Genomic DNA, 16,149 nt, shown 5'->3' with positions numbered 1-16,149 from the left:
GTAAGCCCTCGTCTCAAGCAGGAGTGTTTCCATGAGCAAGATCTGGTTCATCACGGGTTCCTCGCGCGGTTTCGGCCGCCAGTTCGTCGAGGCCGCCCTGGAGCGCGGCGACAGGGTCGCGGCGACCGCCCGCAACACCGACTCCCTCAAGGACCTGGTCGCCGCCCACGGCGAGGCGATCCTTCCGCTGCCCCTGGACGTCACCGACAGGGCCGCCGCCACCGAGGCCGTGCGGCGGGCGCACGCCCACTTCGGCGGCCTGGACGTCGTCGTCAACAACGCCGGCTACGGCCTGTTCGGCACCGTCGAGGAACTGACCGAGCAACAGGTCCGCGACCAGATGGAGACCAACTTCTTCGGCACCCTGTGGGTGACCCAGGCAGCCCTGCCGCTCCTGCGCGAACAGGGCAGCGGCCACATCGTGCAGATCTCCACCATCGGCGGCGTGGTCGCCTTCCCCAACCTCGGCGGCTACCACGCCTCCAAGTGGGCCCTGGAAGGACTGACCGAGTCCCTCGCCCAGGAGGTCGCCGGATTCGGGATCAAGGTCACCCTGGTCGAGCCCGGCGGCTTCGCCACCGACTGGTCGGGCGCCTCGGCCAGCTTCGCCGAGCAGCTGCCCGTCTACGACGGGGTGCGCGCGGCCGTGGCCGAGGGCTGGCGGGACATGAAGATCGGCGACCCCGCCGCGGTCGGACCGGCGCTCCTGAAGGTCGTCGACGCCGACACCCCGCCCCTGCGCGTCTTCTTCGGCACCGCGGGACTGGACATGGCCCCCCACGTCTACGCCGAGCGCCTCAAGATCTGGCAGGACTGGGCCGACGTCTCCGCCCTGTCCCAGGGCGACCCGGCCTGACCGGCCTGTGACACCGCGCCGGGAGCCGGGGTACGGCCAGCACACAGGTGCGGAGTTTGGGGTGGTCCCGGAGTGGTGAGGCGCCCGGGATGCACGAGCAACTCGTCACAGCCGTACCTCGGGAAAGACCCGCGGCCCAGCGTCCCGCGGAGCGCGACGCCTTCTTCGACAACGCCAAGTACCTCGCGATCGTGCTGGTCGCCGTGGGACACGCGTGGGAGCCGTTGCGGGACGGGAGCCGGGCGGTGTCCGCGCTGTACCTGCTCGTGTACGCCTTCCACATGCCGGCGTTCATCGTCGTCTCCGGCTACTTCTCGCGGAACTTCGACGCGAGTCCGGGGCGGCTGCGGCGGCTGCTGACCGGGCTCGTCGTGCCGTACGTCGTGTTCGAGACGGCGTACACCTTCTTCACCCGGTGGACGGACCAGGAGCCGGACCGGCCGGTGAGTCTGCTGGATCCGCTGTATCTGACGTGGTTCCTGGTGGCCCTGTTCGTGTGGCGGCTGACCACGCCCGTGTGGAAGCGGGTACGTCATCCGGTGCCGGTCGCCCTCGCCGTGGCGATGCTCGCGACGCTCACGCCCTCCATCGGTGACGACCTCGACCTCCAGCGTGTCCTGCAGTTCCTGCCGTACTTCGTGCTGGGTCTGTCGCTCAGGCCCGAGCACTTCCGGCTGGTCCGCCGACGGGCGGTACGGCTGCTCGCCGGGCCGGTGTTCGCGGTCGCGCTCGGGGCGGCCTACTGGGTGGTGCCGCGGATGAGCGGAGCCTGGTTCTACCACCGGGACAGCGCCCAGGAGTTGGGCGCGCCCGCCTGGTCGGGGCCGGTGATGACGCTGGTCGCCTTCGGGTGCTCGCTGGCCTTGGTCGGGTGCTTCCTCGCGCTGGTACCCGGGCGGCGGACCTGGTTCACCGCACTGGGCGCGGGCACGCTGTACGGCTATCTGCTGCACGGCTTCCTCGTCCAGGGCGCCCGGTTCTGGGGCTGGTACGGGCCCGCCTGGGTCCACGGTCCGCTCGGCGTGGCCGCGGCCACCCTCGTCGCCGCCACCGTCGTGACCGCCCTGTGCACCCCACCGGTCCGACGAGCCCTGCGGTGCGTGGTGGAACCGGAGCTGCGGTGGGCCTTCCACCGGGAGCCACCCCAACCGGCCCGCACCTGACGGGAGTTGCCCGCACCAGGGAACGGCGGCTCGGCCACCGCCCCGTGCGGGCCCCCCGCCCGGCCCCCGCGACGACCTCCCGGCGACCGCGCGAGACGACCACCCGGGCCCGGCACGGTGGCCGTCGCTGCCCGGGCTACTTCGACGGCCTCTCCGCGACCGACGGCACCGGGCCGGGCACGGTGGTGGGCTTCGCCGGGGCGGGGCTCGGGGCGGTCGAGGGTCGTTCGCTCGGCACGACCGTCGGCACCGGGCTCGGCGCGGTCCCCGGGGCGGAGGGCACCGGGCCGGGCACCCTGGTCGGCTCGGACGGGACCGGGCTCGGCCGGGACGGCCCCTTTGACGGCACGGGCGACGGCACAGGTGAGGGCACCGTCGAGGGTGCCACGGACGGCGCCGACGGCGGCTTGGGCGTGGTGGAGCCGGTCGCGGCGCCCGCGACGGCGGCCCAGCCCGCCACGGCCACGGCGCTTCCCGCGAGGACGCCGATCAGCAGACGGCGGATGGGTCGGTTGCCATGACGGTTCGTCAAGACTGCTCCTGTGTGGTCGGGTCGGTTGCGTGAGAGGAGTACGGGGCGGCCGCCGGGGCGGGTTGCACGGACCGGGGCGGAAACTTTTCTCGCGAGGGCGTGCAACCTCGCGGAGCGTCCCGCCGTACCTCTGAAGGACAGGTGTGACGGGTTCGGCGGAGGGTCGGGGCGGGTGCGGGAAGCAGTCCGGGAGCGGGAGTTCCGGGAGTTCGCCGAGGCCCGGCAGGGGCAGCTCAGACGCAGCGCGTACCTGCTGTGCGGGGACTGGCACCAGGCGCAGGACCTCACCCAGACGACGTTGATGAAGCTGTACGCCTCCTGGGGCCGGGTCCGCCGCGACGGCAACGTCGAGGCGTACGCCCGTACGATCCTCACCCGTGTCTTCATCGACCAGTACCGCAAGCGGAGCTGGCGGGAGGAGCCGACGGAGGAGGTTCCGGAGCCGGTGTCCGGCGAGCCGCCGGTCACGCCCGAGCTGCGGCTGGTGATGCAGGCCGCGCTGATGGAACTGCCGCCCCGCTACCGGGCGGTCCTGGTACTGCGGTTCTGGGAGGACTGGAGTGTGGAGCAGACCGCCGAGGCGCTGCGCGTGACCCCGGGCACGGTCAAGAGCCAGAGCGCCCGCGGGCTCGTCCGGCTGCGCGGCCTCGTCGAGGGCCTGGCGGGCGAGACGAGCGGGAGGTGAGGCGGCACATGGGCGACTGGGACGAGTACGGGGAGGGCGGCCGCGTGCGGGACGCCTTCGAGGCCATCCTCGACGGTTCGCGGGAGCCGGCCCTGCCCGGTGTCACCGACGCGGCCGTCGCCGGCGGCCGACGGATCCGACGCCGTCGTACGGCGGTCTCGGGCGCCGTCGGAGCGCTGGTGGCCGGGGCCCTCACGGCCGGGATCCTGGCCACGCTGCCCGGTACGGACTCCGGCCGTTCCTCGGTGCCGCTGGCCCCGGCGAGCAGCCCCCCGCCCACCCGCACCGGCCCGGTGTCACCGTCGCCCGCCCCCTCCGAGCCCTCGGTCGTACCGACCCCGCGGCCCGGCACGACCGGGATCGCCACGGGCGAGGCCCCCCTGTCGTCACCGGCGCCATGACCGCCGTGTGACAAGATGCTTCGGTCATGCCCCACCAGAAAGGGACGATTCCCATGTCCAGGGTCGAGCTGACCACTAATTTCGGCCGTATCGTCCTCGAGCTCGCCGACGCCGAGGCGCCCAAGACCGTCGAGAACTTCCTGAAGTACGTCGGCAACGGGCACTACGACGGCACGATCTTCCACCGGGTGATCGACGGCTTCATGGTCCAGGGCGGTGGCTTCACCCCGGACATGGTGCAGAAGCCCACGCTCGCGCCGGTCCCGAACGAGGCCGACAACGGTCTGAAGAACACCGCCTACACCGTGGCGATGGCGCGCACCAGCGACCCGCACTCGGCGACCGCGCAGTTCTTCATCAACGTCTCGGACAACGAGTTCCTCAACTTCACGGCCAAGAGCCCGAACGGCTGGGGCTACACCGTGTTCGGCAAGGTCTCCGAGGGCCAGGACGTCGTCGACCAGATCAAGGGCGTGCGGACCGGCAGCAGCCGCGGTCACGGCGACGTGCCGACGCAGCCGGTGATCATCGAGTCCGCGAAGGTCGTCGACTGACCTCGCGGGAGGACTGACGAGACCTGCGCGGTGCCGACGGCGGTGCGCAGGTCACGCGGTCCGTTTGCGGGCGGCCGTCTTCTTGGCCGCCGTCTTCTTCGCGCTCGTCGTCTTCTTCGCCGCCGCGGTCTTCTTCGTCCCCTGTGACGACTTCGCCGTCGTCTTCTTGGCGGCCGTCTTCTTCGTCGCGGCGCTCTTGGCGGTCTTCGCGGTCGACTTCTTCCCGTCGGTCTGCTTCGGTGCCGCCCGCGCCGACTTGCGCTGCGGCAGCTGTCTGACCTCCCCCGGCTCCTCGCCCCGCGACTCCTTCGCGTCCCGCACGCTCTTCTCCAGCGCGGCCATCAGATCCAGCACCTTGCCGGCGCGCGCCTGCTCCGGGGCCTCCGGGGGCGCCTCGCCCGCGGCCTTCGCGGCGACGACCTCCTCCAGCGCCTCGCGGTACTCGTCGTGCAGTTCGTCCAGGTCGATCTCGCCGAGGGTGTCCATCAGCGCGTCGGCGAGGTCGAGTTCCTTGTCGCTGATGGTGACCTTGGTGTCGGGGGCGAGGCCCTCGGGCGCGCGGACCTCGTCCGGCCACAGCAGTCCGTGCAGGGCGATGGCGTCCTCGACCACCCGGAGCATGCCGAGGCGTTCACGGCCGCGCAGCGCGTACTTGGCGATGGCCACCTTGTTGCTGCGCTTGAGCGCCTCCCTGAGCAGGGTGTACGGCTTGGCCGCGGGGGCGCCGCCCGCCTGGAGGTAGTACGACGCGTCCATCTGGAGGGGGTCGATCCGGTCGGCCGGCACGAAGGCCACGATCTCGATCGTCTTGGCCGTGGGGAGCGGCAGATGGGCCAGGTCCTCGTCGGTGATCGGGATGATGGTGCCGTCCGCGTCCTCGTACCCCTTGCCGATCTCCGCCTGGCTGATCTCCCGGTCCTCCAGTTCGCAGACCTTGCGGTAGCGGACCCGGCCGCCGTCCTCGGTGTGGATCTGGCGGAAGGAGATCGAGTGGCTCTCGGTGGCGTTGACCAGCTTGATGGGGATGCTGACCAGGCCGAAGGAGATGGCGCCGTTCCATATGGATCTCACCAGCAGCACCCTTTCTGGGGTATTACGCCCTTTTGTCCCTCTTTGCGTGCGATTCTCATCGTATGACGCCGATCACAGAGGTGGAGGGGCGACGGCTCGCGCTCAGCAATCTGGAGAAGGTGCTGTATCCGGCCACCGGCTTCACCAAGGGCGAGGTGCTCCACTACTACGCCACCGCAGCCGACGTCCTCCTCCCCCATCTGCGTGACCGTGCCGTCTCCTTCCTGCGCTACCCGGACGGCCCCGAGGGCCAGGTCTTCTTCGCCAAGAACGTGCCGCCGGGTACGCCCGACTGGGTCACCACGGCCGAGGTGCCCCGCTCCGAGGGCCCGGCCCGGATGGTCCTGGTCCAGGACCTGGCGAGCCTGATGTGGGCCGCCAACCTGGTCACCGAGTTCCACACCCACCAGTGGCTGGTCGACGCGCCCGACGAGGCCGACCGCCTGGTCCTCGACCTCGACCCGGGCCCGCCCGCGACGGTCGTCGAGTGCTGCGAGGTGGCCCTGTGGCTCAGGGAACGGCTGGCGGCGGACGGCATCGAGGCGTACCCGAAGACCGCCGGCTCCAAGGGGCTGCACCTGCTGGCGGCGGTGCGGGGAGCCTCCTCCGACGAGGTGTCGGAGTACGCCAAGCAGCTCGCCGTGGAGGCGGAGCGGGCGATGCCCCGGCTGGCCCTGCACCGGATGACCCGCAATCTGCGTCCCGGAAAGGTCTTCGTGGACTGGAGCCAGAACGCCGCCCGCAAGACGACGGCGACTCCCTATACGTTGCGGGCCCGGGCCCGGCCGCTGGTGTCGGCGCCGGTGACCTGGACGGAGGTCGAGGAGTGTGGGGCGCCTGGGCAACTCGCTTTCGAGGCCGGGGACATGGGGGCTCGACTGCGGGACTACGGCGATCTGCTGGCTCCCTTGCTGGACGGTGAACGGGCGTCACCGTTGCCGTGAGGACGCGGCGGGGGCGGGTCGGGTCGGGTTGTCGGGCGGCCGCGGGCCGGTGGGGGCTTGTCGCGCAGTTCCCCGCGCCCCTGGGTGGGCTGCGGTGGGCGGCGTTCAGACCTTGCCGCCTCCGTGCCCCGGGGTGGGCTCAGCCCAAGGCGCTCCGACCCTGCTGTCCTCACGCCCACCACGCACCCACAGCCCACAGCGTCCAGGCCCCCGCTCGGCCACAGCCCGCGGTGTTCCGGCCCTACCGCCCCGCGCCCCCACACGGCCTCAGCCCGTGGTGACCAGGCCGTACGCCCTGGGCCCCACACGGCCACAACCCGCGGTGACCAAGCCCTACCGCCCGCGCCCCCCCACGGCCACAACCCGCAGTGGCCAAGCCCTACCGCCCGCGCCCCCCACGGCCACAACCCGCAGTGGCCAAGCCCTACCGCCCGCGCCCCCCCCCACGGCCACAGCCCGCAGTGTTCAGGCCCTGCCATCCCCGCCCCCCACACACACGGCCCCAGCCCGTGGTGTTCAGACCTTGGCCCATGTGTGGCGGTCCCTTGCCATCGCGTGCAGGGCCTCCACGTCCGCCGGTTTGAGGACGCCGCCGAGGCGGGCCAGGGCTTCGAGGTCCGTGTCGGCGAGGACGCGGACCCCGCGGGGCGGGACGGTGACCGTGACGGCCGCGGGGCCGACGAGGGCGAGGACCGGGTGTACCTCGGCCGTCAGGGCGTAGGAGGCGCGGTCGGCGTCGGCGCGGACGCGGCGCAGCAGTGGCTGCGGGTCGCGGCGGCCGAGGGCGACCATCGGGTCGGAGACCGTGACCCGCTGCTTGCGGGCGTACAGCGTGTGCACGGCGAACAGTCCGCCGGGGCCGATCGCCAGATGGTGGACGCGGTCGCCGCCGGGGAGCGGGACGGAGTGCAGGGTGTGCCAGCCCGTGCCGTCGAGCCGGTCCAGCGCCTCGCCCACGGCCTGCTCGGCCTCCAGCGCGCGGCGACGCGGGTCGCGGCGGAGCCGGTGCGCGGGCCCGGGGTCCCGGTCGAGGGCGATCTGGAGGGCCTCGCCGGGCCGGTTGGGCGCGAGGTCGTCGTCCGGATGGAGGGAGAGCCGGGCCAGTTCGGCGGGTGTCGGCACCGGGGGCGGACCCACGGCCACCCGGCCGGTCAGGAAGGGCCCGAGGGCGTCGAGCACGTCCTGTCTGCGGTCCTCGCTCAGCAGGTTGATCCGGGCCGCCTCACGGTCGTACCAGGCGATGTTCCTGCCGTCCGTGAGGCAGACGTAGAGCCGCTCCTGACCATGGCGCCAGGTCGGTACGACGCGCAGTCCGCTCATGCACCATCACCCCAGGGACCATGGGAACAGGCGGGGTGCTGCGCAGGCAAGAAGCCGGTTACCTTTGGGGTGAGTTGCAGCGAGTTGCAATGAGTTGCAGGGCTTGGCGCAGGGGCTTGGGGAGGCGCTGTTGCGGACCCGCGGGAAGCAACCCGACGTACCGGCTCCGGACAGACCGTGGGACGAGATCGTGCCCGGGCTGTGGATGGGCGGACATGAGTTCCAGAGCGTTTCCGGGCAGCGGGAGTTCGCCGTCGTACGGGACGAGTTCGAGGTCGTGCAGACGCTGCTGCGGCTGCCGGGCCACGGCCCCGATGCCGGGGTCGAGCACCATGTGTGGCCGATTCCGGACGGCCCGCTGGACGGGACGCAGCTCGCGGGCGTGATGCGCCTGGCGCAGGCCGCGAGCGACGCGCTGGACGAGGGCCGCACGGTCCTCGTCCGCTGTTACCACGGCTACAACCGCTCGGGCCTGGTCGTCGCGCACACCCTGGTCCGCAGGGGGCACACGGCCGACGCGGCGATCCGGCTGATCCGGGGCCGACGCTCGCCGTGGGCGCTGCACAACGAGCTGTTCGTCGAGTACCTCCGGGCCGGGCTGTCGACGGCCCGGCTGCTGGAGGAGCTGGCCGAGTAGGGCCCGCCCGGTACCGCCGGACGGCGAAAAGGACGTCCGTACGAATAATGTGTACGGGCCGACACCCCCGTACGGCCCCGACCCCAGGAGCACAGTGCCACCCGCCCGCCGCGCACCCCGTACGACCCGTGCCGTAGTCGCCGTGGCCCTGTTGCTCGCGGCCGCGGCGGGCTGCGGTGACGCGGGCGACCTGGTGGGCGCGGGCCCGACGCCGACCGCGATCAGCCCCGACCGGCTGTGGCCGGAGCTGACGCCCGCCTCCAGCCCGGCCTTCGAGATCGGCGAGGTGGACTCGGAGGTGGTGGCGGGTGTCTCCGTGCCCGGCGACGACATCCGCACGGTCGACCCGGTCGCCCTCGTGCGCGCCGAGATCAAGCAGGACCCGAGCGGCTACTCCGGCGCCGGGTACGCCGAGACGGCCCGCCGGATGGCCGACTGCGGGAAGCGGGGGGCGGCCGGGAAGAGGTGTCCCGTGCTGCGGCCGTACTACCGCGACCTGACCGGTGACGGGCACGAGGACCTGACGCTGGGTTTCCGGCAGTCGCCCGGCAACGTCACCGCCGTGCGCGTCTACACCGTGGCCAAGCACCGGCTGGTGCGGGTCATGCGCTGGGAGGACGCGGTCAGCGGGGTCGAGCTGGCCGGGCACTCGGTGATCATCCGCTCGCCGTCCGAGGTGGCCGGATACGAGTACCGGCTCCAGTGGACCTGGGACCCGCAGCAGAAGTCGATGCTCCTCACGCACGACGAGATGCTCCGCACCGGCAGCCGGGCCCTCGGTGACGTGCCGACCGCGGCGCCCAGCCCGTCCGCGAGCTCGCGATGAGGCTCGCGCTGCCCCGCTGGTCCGGCACGCTGGCCGTGAAGGCCGCCGTCTTCATCACCGTCATGTGCTGCGCCCTCGCCGCGCTGCTCGGTGTCCTGGTGCATGTCTCGGTGACGAACCAGACCGTCGGCGAGGCCCGCCACCTGGCCCTGAGCCGGCTGAAGGACGCGACCGAGGCGTACGAGGCCGGGGACACCCTGAGGTGGGACGCGGGCGTGGACCCGCCGGACCTGCCGGGGTCGCTGCGGACGCTGGCGGTGGCCGGGGACCGCGGCACGATGGTCGCCGAGCACCACGGTCGCCCCACGATGTGGGCGGCGGGGCCGGTGGACGGGAACCGGGCGCTGGCCGTGGAGGTCGACTACTCGCAGGGCGCGCGGACGATCGCCGGACTGGACCGGGCGATCCTGTGGTCGTCCGTGCTGGCGATCACGGCGACGCTGCTGGTGGGGGCGTTCGCGGTCACCCGGGTGACGAAACGGCTGCACACGACCGCCCGGGTGGCCCGGCGGATCAGCACGGGCGACCTCGACGCGCGGGTCGGCGATCCGCGGACGAAGGATCCCTCGCGGCCGCAGGACGAGGTGGCCGCGGTGGCCGCCGCGCTGGACTCCATGGCGGGGTCGCTCCAGGGGAAGCTGCTGAGCGAGCAGCGGTTCACCGCGGATGTGGCCCACGAGCTGCGGACACCGCTGACGGGGCTGCACGCGGCGGCCGAGCTGCTGCCGCCGGGACGGCCGACCGAGTTGGTGCGGGACCGGGTGGCCGCGTTGCGGACGCTGACGGAGGACCTGCTGGAGATCTCCCGGCTGGACACCGGCCGGGAGACGGTGGAGCCGGCCACGGAACGCCTGTCCGTGGTGGCCGAGCGGGTGGTGCGGGCGTCCGGGACCGACACCGAGGTCGTCGTCGTACGGGATCTCGCCGTGGAGACGGACCGGCGGCGGCTGGAGCGGGTGCTGGGCAATCTGGTGGCCAACGCGCACCGGCACGGGCGGGCACCGGTGTCCGTGACGGTCGACGGCACGGTGGTGACCGTCCGGGACCACGGCGACGGATTCCCGGAGTATCTCGTCGAGCACGGGCCGCAGCGATTCCGCACGGAGGGCGGGGCCCGTGGGCACGGGCTGGGGCTGACCATCGCCGTGGGGCAGGCGGAGGTGCTCGGGGCCCGGCTGTCGTTCTCGAACGCGGACGGCGGTGGGGCGGTCGCGACTCTGACGCTGCGCTAGGTACTGCCCCTATGGCCCATCTGAAAGGGCGACGGGTCCGCACGCCTCCTAACGTGGCGAACAGTCAGGTTCGCACCCCCCTCACGGAGGTCCCCCCATGTCCCTGCGCTCCCGTCTCCCCATAGCCGTCGCCGCCTGCGCCCTCGCCGTCACCGCCCTCGCCACGCCCGCCGTCGCCGGCGACGAGTGGGGCGACGACCCCCAGAGCTCCTCATGGAACCAGCAGAACCAGGGCCAGAACCAAGGCCAGAATCAGGGCCAGAACCAGAACTCACGGCTGGCCCGGGGTGTCGTGACGGCCAGTTCGCTGGCTCTGCGCGCTGCGCCCAACCGGGGTGGCCAGATCATCCGGTGGGCCGACCGGGGTGAGGTCGTCTCCATCTTCTGCCGGACCAACGGGCAGAGCGTCCAGGGCAACCGCCAGTGGTACCTCCTCACGGACGGCACCTGGGCCTGGGGCTCGGCCCGGTACATCAGGACCATCGGTCCGGCGCCACGCTGGTGCTGACATCTCGCACAAACTAGGCAGACATCACGTCCTATTTGGGTAGGTTCCGGACATGACCAAGGCCGGAATCACCGTGGCCCCCGCGGACACCCCCGCTCGCGCGGTACGCCTGCCCCGGCGCCGCGGCATCGAACTGGCCCTCATCGTCCTCGCCGTGCTGCTGTCGGTGTACGGCTACTGCGCTGTCGGCCTCGCCCGGCACGGCACCGTCCCGCCCGGCGCCGCCGGTTACGGCGCCGGGCTCGGCGTGCTCGCGCTCGTCGCCCACATGGCGGTGCGACTGAGGGCGCCGTACGCCGATCCGCTCCTGCTGCCCATCGGGGTGCTGCTCAACGGACTGGGCCTGGTGCTGATCTACCGGCTCGACCTGGAGACACCCGGCGACCAGGCGGCCCCCACCCAGCTCGTGTGGTCCACGGTCGGAGTGGCCCTGTTCATCGGGGTCGTCCTGATGCTGCGCGACCACCGCGTGCTCCAGCGCTACGCGTACGTCTGTGTGGCCGCCGCGCTCGCCCTGCTGATCCTGCCGATCCTGTTCCCCGCGGTGAACGGCGCCCGCATCTGGATCCGGATCGCCGGGTTCTCCATCCAGCCGGGCGAGTTCGCGAAGGTGCTGCTGGCGGTGTTCTTCGCCGCGTACCTCGCGACCAACCGGAACGCGCTGGCGTTCACCGGGCGGCGTTTCTGGGGGCTGCAACTGCCCACCGGCCGGGTGCTGGGCCCGCTGGTCGCCATCTGGCTGCTCAGCGTCGGGGTCCTGGTCCTGGAACGGGACCTCGGCACCTCGCTGCTGTTCTTCGGACTGTTCGTCGTCCTGCTGTACGTGGCCACCGGGCTCACCGGCTGGATCGCGCTGGGCCTGCTGCTGGCCACCGTCGGGGCCATCGCGGTGGGCTGGCTGGAACCGCACGTGCACAGCAGGGTGGAGGACTGGCTGCACCCGTTCGCCTCGATCGAGGCGGGCCAGGGGCCGAACCAGCTCGCGCAGTCCCTGTTCGCCTTCGCGGCGGGCGGGATCCTCGGCACCGGACTCGGGCTCGGCCACTCCGTCCTGATCGGCTTCGCCACCAAGTCCGACTTCATCCTGGCGACGGCCGGCGAGGAACTGGGCCTGGCCGGCCTGTCCGCCATCTTCCTGCTGTACGCCCTTCTCGTGGAGCGCGGCTACCGGGCGGGCCTCGCCCTGCGCGACCCCTTCGGACGGCTCCTGGCGATCGGCCTCGCCTCGATCGTCGCGCTCCAGGTGTTCGTGATCGCGGGCGGGGTCGGCGGACTGATCCCGCTCACCGGCATGGCGATGCCGTTCCTCGCACAGGGCGGCTCGTCGGTCGTCACCAACTGGACGATCGTCGCCCTGCTGATCCGGGTCAGCGACTCGGCCCGCGGCCAGTACGACGGCAAGGAGACCCCGTGACGACACGAGGCCCCGTCATGACCCGTTACATCCGGCACGCCGCCTGCTTCTGCGTCCTGCTGCTCCTGGCGCTCCTCGTCAACGCCGCCCGAGTCCAGGTCTTCGAGGCCCGCGTCCACGCCGAGAACCCGGCCAACCGCCGCGAGAACATCGCCCGGTACGGCCGGGAGCGCGGTGACATCCTGGTCGGCGGGCGGCCGGTCACCGGATCCCGGGACACCGGGGAGCAGCTCCGCTACGAACGGACGTACACGGACGGGCCGTTGTACGCGCCGGTCACCGGCTTCGCCTCGCAGGAGTACGGCACGACCCTCCTGGAGCACACCGAGGACGCGGTCCTTTCCGGCTCGGACCCGATGCTGACGCCGTTCCCGCTGTGGAACGACTTCACGAGGAGACGCAACCCCGGCGGGGACGTCGTCACGACCCTGAACGCGGCCGCGCAGGAGGCGGCCTTCCGCGGGCTCGCCGGACGCAAGGGAGCGGTGGCGGCCGTGGAGCCGGCGACGGGACGCGTCCTCACGCTGGTGTCCTCGCCGTCGTACGACCCGGGGGTGCTGTCGGGCAACAACGCGGGGGTGGGCCGTTCCTGGGCGTGGCTCAACGGCAACCCGGACAAGCCGTTGCTCAACCGGGCGGTACGGCAGACCTATCCGCCGGGTTCGACGTTCAAGGTGGTCACCGCGGCGGCCGCGCTGGACGCGGGGGTGATCAAGGACGTGGACGCGCCGACCGACTCGCCGGCGCCGTACACCCTGCCCGGCACCACCACCTCGCTCAGCAACGAGTCCGACGGCTGCGAGGACCTGTCCCTGCGGGAGGCGTTCCGGTGGTCGTGCAACACGGTGTTCGCGAAGCTCGGGGTGGACGTGGGGGTGCGTGACATGACGGCCACCGCGCGCGCCTTCGGGTTCAACGACCCCGCGCTGCGGATCCCCTTCTCGGTGGCCCGCAGCACCTTCGACCCGACCGTCGACAGGGCACAGCTCGCCCTGTCGTCGATCGGTCAGTACAACACCCGCGCGACCCCGCTCCAGATGGCGATGGTCTCGGCGGCCGTCGCCAACGGCGGCCAGATCCGCACGCCCTACCTGGTGGAGCGGACCACCACGGCCGGCGGCAGCGTCGTGGCCACGGCGGGCCCGAGTCCGGTGCGGCAGGCCATGTCCCCGGCGACGGCCGCCGTGCTGAAGGAGCTCATGACCCAGGTGGTGGCCGAGGGCACCGGCACCAACGCGGCCATCCGCGGCGCGATCGTCGGCGGCAAGACCGGCACCGCCCAGCACGGCATCGGCAACTCCGGGGTGCCGTACGCATGGTTCGTGGCGTGGGCGCAGGACGAGCGGGACATGGCGCCCGAGGTCGCGGTGGCGGTGGTGGTGGAGGACGCGTCGGCGGACCGGGGGGACATCACCGGGGGTGGGGTGGCGGCGCCGATCGCCCGGGCGGTCATGGAGGCGGTGCTCAACTCCAAGGAGTGAGACGGGGCTTGAGGGCCGCCCGGCAGCCGACCTACCGTTCGGTCCATGACTGAAGCGACCGCTTTCCAACTCGCCCAGGTGAACATCGGCCGTCTCAAAGCACCGCTGGACTCGGCGCAGTTGAAGGACTTCGTCGACAACCTCGACCCCGTGAACGCCGACGCGGACGCCGCCGACGGTTTCGTCTGGCGACTGGAGGGCGATTCGGGCGACGCTACGGACATCGCCGTCTTCGGTGACGAGTGGCTGATCATCAACATGTCCGTGTGGCGGGACGCCGACGCGCTGACGTCGTACATGTACCAGGGCCGGCACCGTGCGATGCTCGCCCGCCGCAGGGAGTTCTTCGAGCGGGTCCAGGAGGCGATGGTGGCCCTGTGGTGGGTCCCGGCCGGCCACCGCCCCACGGTCGCCGAGGCCGAGTCCCGGCTGCTGCACCTGCGCACGAACGGGCCGACGCCGTACGCGTTCACGCTCCGGACGCCGTTTCCGGCGCAGGGGGCGGAGCCGGTGACCACCCTGGAGATCCCGGACGACCTGGGGTGCGCGGTCTAGGCCGTCAGCCGATCGGCTTGCGCATCTCCGAGCGGATCTGGGCCGTCATCTTCGCCAATTCGCCCAGATCGACCTCGGCCGGGTCCTGGCTCACCTTCGCGGTGATGATCTCGGCCACCGCCCCGCCGGTGTTGGCGTCGCCCCAGCCGCACATCGGAACCGTCACCTTCATGGTGGCCTGCTCGCTCGTGAGGACCTCACAGCTGACGGTGATCCCGCCGGCGCCGGCGGGGTGGAAGTCCTTCGCCGGTATCGCGATGCCGGAGCCCTCTGCCGCGCCGCCCTTCATCACTTCCTCCCGCATGCGGCCGGGGTCCTTGAAGCGGCCGTACATGCCCGAGACGACGAGCGTGCCCTTTGCCTTGTCACCGGCCGGGCTGTACTGCGCCAGGACGGCCTTCGGATCCTTGTAGCCCCACGCGGCGTCCGCCTCCTTCTCGATCTCCTTCGCGTCCGCGGAGCCGGAAAGGTCCTCGTCGAGTTCGTAACGGCCGCCCAACAGGGTCCCGGGCAGGTCGAGGGTGTACTCGGCGTCCGGGTAGCCCGCACCGCTCGCGTCCTCCACCCCGCGCATGACCGAGCCCGCCACCCCCAGGGCGACGAGTCCACCCACGACGGCGAGGACCACCACGAGCGGACGTCGCTTCGAGGGCGGGGCGACAGGGGGAGCACCCCAGCCGTACGGCTGCTGGCCGTACGGCTGTTGCTGAGGGTAGGGCTGTTGCTGAGCGTACGGCCCGGGGGCGTAGGGCCCGGGAGCGTACGGCCCGGGCGCGTAAGGCCCCTGCGGGGGCTGCTGGTTGTAGGGGTTCTGTGGGCCGTACGGGCTCTGAGGCGTGGACACGTCAGTACGTTACTCCACGTGAGCGGCCCCCTCCTCGATCGCCTCCCGCACCTCCGCGACCCGCTCCCGCTCCTCCGCCGCGAAGCGTTCCGCGTCCAGTTTCTCGGCGATCTCCTCGTCCTGGGCCATGAGGAGGTCGAGGCTGGAGTCGCCCATCTCGAAGACGCCCATGTCGACGTAGGCCTGCTGGAGGCGTTTGCCCCACAGGCCGATGTCCTTGACACAGGGGACGATCCGGGAGAAGAGCAGCCGGCGGAAGAGGGCGAGGAACTCGGACCGTTCGGCGTACTCCTCGGCCTCCGCCTTCGGGATGCCGAAGTTCTCCAGGACCTCCACTCCGCGCAGCCGGTCGCGCATCAGGTAGCAGCCCTCGATGACGAACTCCTCGCGTTCGCGCAGTTCGGCGTCGGAGAGCTGCCGGTAGTAGTCGCGCAACGCCATCCGGCCGAAGGCCACGTGCCGGGCCTCGTCCTGCATGACGTAGGCGAGGATCTGCTGGGGCAGGGGCTTGTCGGTGGTGTCGCGGATCATGCCGAAGGCGGCCAGCGCGAGGCCCTCGATGAGGACCTGCATGCCGAGGTAGGGCATGTCCCAGCGGGAGTCCCTGAGCGTGTCGCCCAGCAGGGACTGGAGGTTGTCGTTGATCGGGTACAGCATCCCGATCTTCTCGTGGAGGAAGCGGCCGTAGATCTCCGCGTGCCGGGCCTCGTCCATCACCTGGGTCGCCGAGTAGAGCTTGGCGTCGAGGTCGGGCACGGACTCCACGATCCGCGCGGCGCACACCATCGCGCCCTGCTCGCCGTGCAGGAACTGGCTGAACTGCCAGGAGGCGAGGTGCCGGCGCAGGTCGCCCTTGTCCTTGTCGGTGAACTTCGCCCAGTACTTGGTGCCGTAGACGGAGATGGCCTCGTCGGGGGTGCCGAGGGGGTCGTACGGATCGACTTCCAGGCTCCAGTCGATGCGCTTCTGCCCGTCCCACTGCTTGTCCTTGCCCTTCTGGTAGAGGGCGAGGAGGCGGTCGCGGCCGTCGTCGTACTCCCAGGCGAAACGGGCCTGACCCGTCGCCGGTACCTGCCAGTGGGGGTCCCCGGGATCCGTGGTGTACAGGTCGAAAGTCGGCATGTTC

Annotated in this window: 18 protein-coding genes; 14 read left to right on the top strand and 4 right to left on the bottom strand. The window is 71.8% G+C overall.

What is annotated here, in order from left to right; all coding sequences use genetic code 11:
• Positions 1–31: 31 nt before the first annotated feature.
• The 6 genes from ABZ098_RS10225 (at position 32) to ABZ098_RS10200 (ending at position 4,191) form a co-directional block, all read left to right on the top strand.
• Positions 32–856, top strand: coding sequence for an SDR family oxidoreductase (locus ABZ098_RS10225; RefSeq protein WP_356589112.1), 825 nt, complete (start codon positions 32–34; stop codon positions 854–856).
• A gap of 89 nt (positions 857–945) precedes the next feature.
• Positions 946–2,019, top strand: a complete 1,074-nt coding sequence (locus ABZ098_RS10220; RefSeq protein ID WP_356589111.1) for an acyltransferase family protein — start codon at positions 946–948, stop codon at positions 2,017–2,019.
• Between the two features lie 44 nt (positions 2,020–2,063).
• Positions 2,064–2,540, top strand: a complete 477-nt coding sequence (locus ABZ098_RS10215) for a hypothetical protein (RefSeq protein WP_356589110.1) — start codon at positions 2,064–2,066, stop codon at positions 2,538–2,540.
• 183 nt (positions 2,541–2,723) lie between these two features.
• On the top strand, positions 2,724–3,236 hold the full coding sequence (locus ABZ098_RS10210; RefSeq protein WP_356589108.1) for a SigE family RNA polymerase sigma factor: 513 nt from the start codon (positions 2,724–2,726) through the stop codon (positions 3,234–3,236).
• 8 nt (positions 3,237–3,244) lie between these two features.
• On the top strand, positions 3,245–3,637 hold the full coding sequence (locus ABZ098_RS10205; RefSeq protein ID WP_356589106.1) for a hypothetical protein: 393 nt from the start codon (positions 3,245–3,247) through the stop codon (positions 3,635–3,637).
• Between the two features lie 47 nt (positions 3,638–3,684).
• On the top strand, positions 3,685–4,191 hold the full coding sequence (locus ABZ098_RS10200) for a peptidylprolyl isomerase (protein ID WP_356589403.1): 507 nt from the start codon (positions 3,685–3,687) through the stop codon (positions 4,189–4,191).
• Between the two features lie 51 nt (positions 4,192–4,242).
• Here the strand turns inward: ABZ098_RS10200 and ABZ098_RS10195 are convergent, their stop codons facing one another.
• Positions 4,243–5,262: a Ku protein gene (locus ABZ098_RS10195; RefSeq protein WP_356589104.1), complete on the bottom strand. Its 1,020-nt coding sequence runs from the start codon at positions 5,260–5,262 to the stop codon at positions 4,243–4,245.
• A gap of 62 nt (positions 5,263–5,324) precedes the next feature.
• Here ABZ098_RS10195 and ligD point away from each other — a divergent pair, with 62 nt between their 5' ends.
• Positions 5,325–6,206 (top strand): non-homologous end-joining DNA ligase, encoded by an 882-nt coding sequence (gene ligD / locus ABZ098_RS10190; RefSeq protein WP_356589102.1) that lies wholly within the window; start codon positions 5,325–5,327, stop codon positions 6,204–6,206.
• A gap of 516 nt (positions 6,207–6,722) precedes the next feature.
• Here the strand turns inward: ligD and ABZ098_RS10185 are convergent.
• Entirely contained in the window at positions 6,723–7,526 is an 804-nt protein-coding gene (locus ABZ098_RS10185; RefSeq protein WP_356589100.1) for a nuclease-related domain-containing protein, read from the bottom strand.
• Positions 7,527–7,656: 130 nt separating this feature from the next.
• Here ABZ098_RS10185 and ABZ098_RS10180 point away from each other — a divergent pair, with 130 nt between their 5' ends.
• From ABZ098_RS10180 to ABZ098_RS10150, 7 genes are all read left to right on the top strand, one after another.
• A complete protein-coding gene (locus tag ABZ098_RS10180) occupies positions 7,657–8,163 on the top strand; it encodes a dual specificity protein phosphatase family protein (RefSeq protein ID WP_356589401.1) in 507 nt (168 codons plus the stop codon).
• Between the two features lie 142 nt (positions 8,164–8,305).
• Positions 8,306–8,989: a hypothetical protein gene (locus ABZ098_RS10175; RefSeq protein ID WP_356589098.1), complete on the top strand. Its 684-nt coding sequence runs from the start codon at positions 8,306–8,308 to the stop codon at positions 8,987–8,989.
• Positions 8,986–10,221, top strand: coding sequence for a HAMP domain-containing sensor histidine kinase (locus tag ABZ098_RS10170; protein ID WP_356589096.1), 1,236 nt, complete (start codon positions 8,986–8,988; stop codon positions 10,219–10,221). Before ABZ098_RS10175 ends, ABZ098_RS10170 begins: the two co-directional genes overlap by 4 nt.
• Before the next feature lie 97 nt (positions 10,222–10,318).
• Positions 10,319–10,729: an SH3 domain-containing protein gene (locus tag ABZ098_RS10165; protein ID WP_356589094.1), complete on the top strand. Its 411-nt coding sequence runs from the start codon at positions 10,319–10,321 to the stop codon at positions 10,727–10,729.
• Positions 10,730–10,781: 52 nt separating this feature from the next.
• A complete protein-coding gene (locus ABZ098_RS10160) occupies positions 10,782–12,143 on the top strand; it encodes an FtsW/RodA/SpoVE family cell cycle protein (protein WP_356589092.1) in 1,362 nt (453 codons plus the stop codon).
• A 17-nt stretch (positions 12,144–12,160) separates the two neighbouring features.
• The gene (locus tag ABZ098_RS10155; RefSeq protein ID WP_356589399.1) at positions 12,161–13,624 is read left to right on the top strand and encodes a penicillin-binding transpeptidase domain-containing protein; all 1,464 of its coding nucleotides are present in this window, start codon (positions 12,161–12,163) and stop codon (positions 13,622–13,624) included.
• Between the two features lie 45 nt (positions 13,625–13,669).
• Positions 13,670–14,179 carry a DUF3291 domain-containing protein gene (locus tag ABZ098_RS10150; protein ID WP_356589090.1) on the top strand — a complete coding sequence of 170 codons (510 nt, stop codon included), beginning with the start codon at positions 13,670–13,672 and terminating at the stop codon, positions 14,177–14,179.
• A 4-nt stretch (positions 14,180–14,183) separates the two neighbouring features.
• On the opposite strand, the gene ABZ098_RS10145 is transcribed toward ABZ098_RS10150, so the two are convergent.
• Together ABZ098_RS10145 and ABZ098_RS10140 are read right to left on the bottom strand one after the other, a co-directional pair.
• On the bottom strand, positions 14,184–15,023 hold the full coding sequence (locus tag ABZ098_RS10145) for a hypothetical protein (RefSeq protein ID WP_356589088.1): 840 nt from the start codon (positions 15,021–15,023) through the stop codon (positions 14,184–14,186).
• A 9-nt stretch (positions 15,024–15,032) separates the two neighbouring features.
• Entirely contained in the window at positions 15,033–16,145 is a 1,113-nt protein-coding gene (locus ABZ098_RS10140; RefSeq protein WP_356589086.1) for a ferritin-like domain-containing protein, read from the bottom strand.
• Positions 16,146–16,149 lie beyond the last annotated feature (4 nt).

The organism is Streptomyces sp. NPDC006335, assembly GCF_040612795.1.
Classification (GTDB): Bacteria; Actinomycetota; Actinomycetes; order Streptomycetales; family Streptomycetaceae; genus Streptomyces.
Note: the sequence above shows the minus strand (reverse complement) of the source record. Positions and strands in the feature narration are given on the sequence as shown.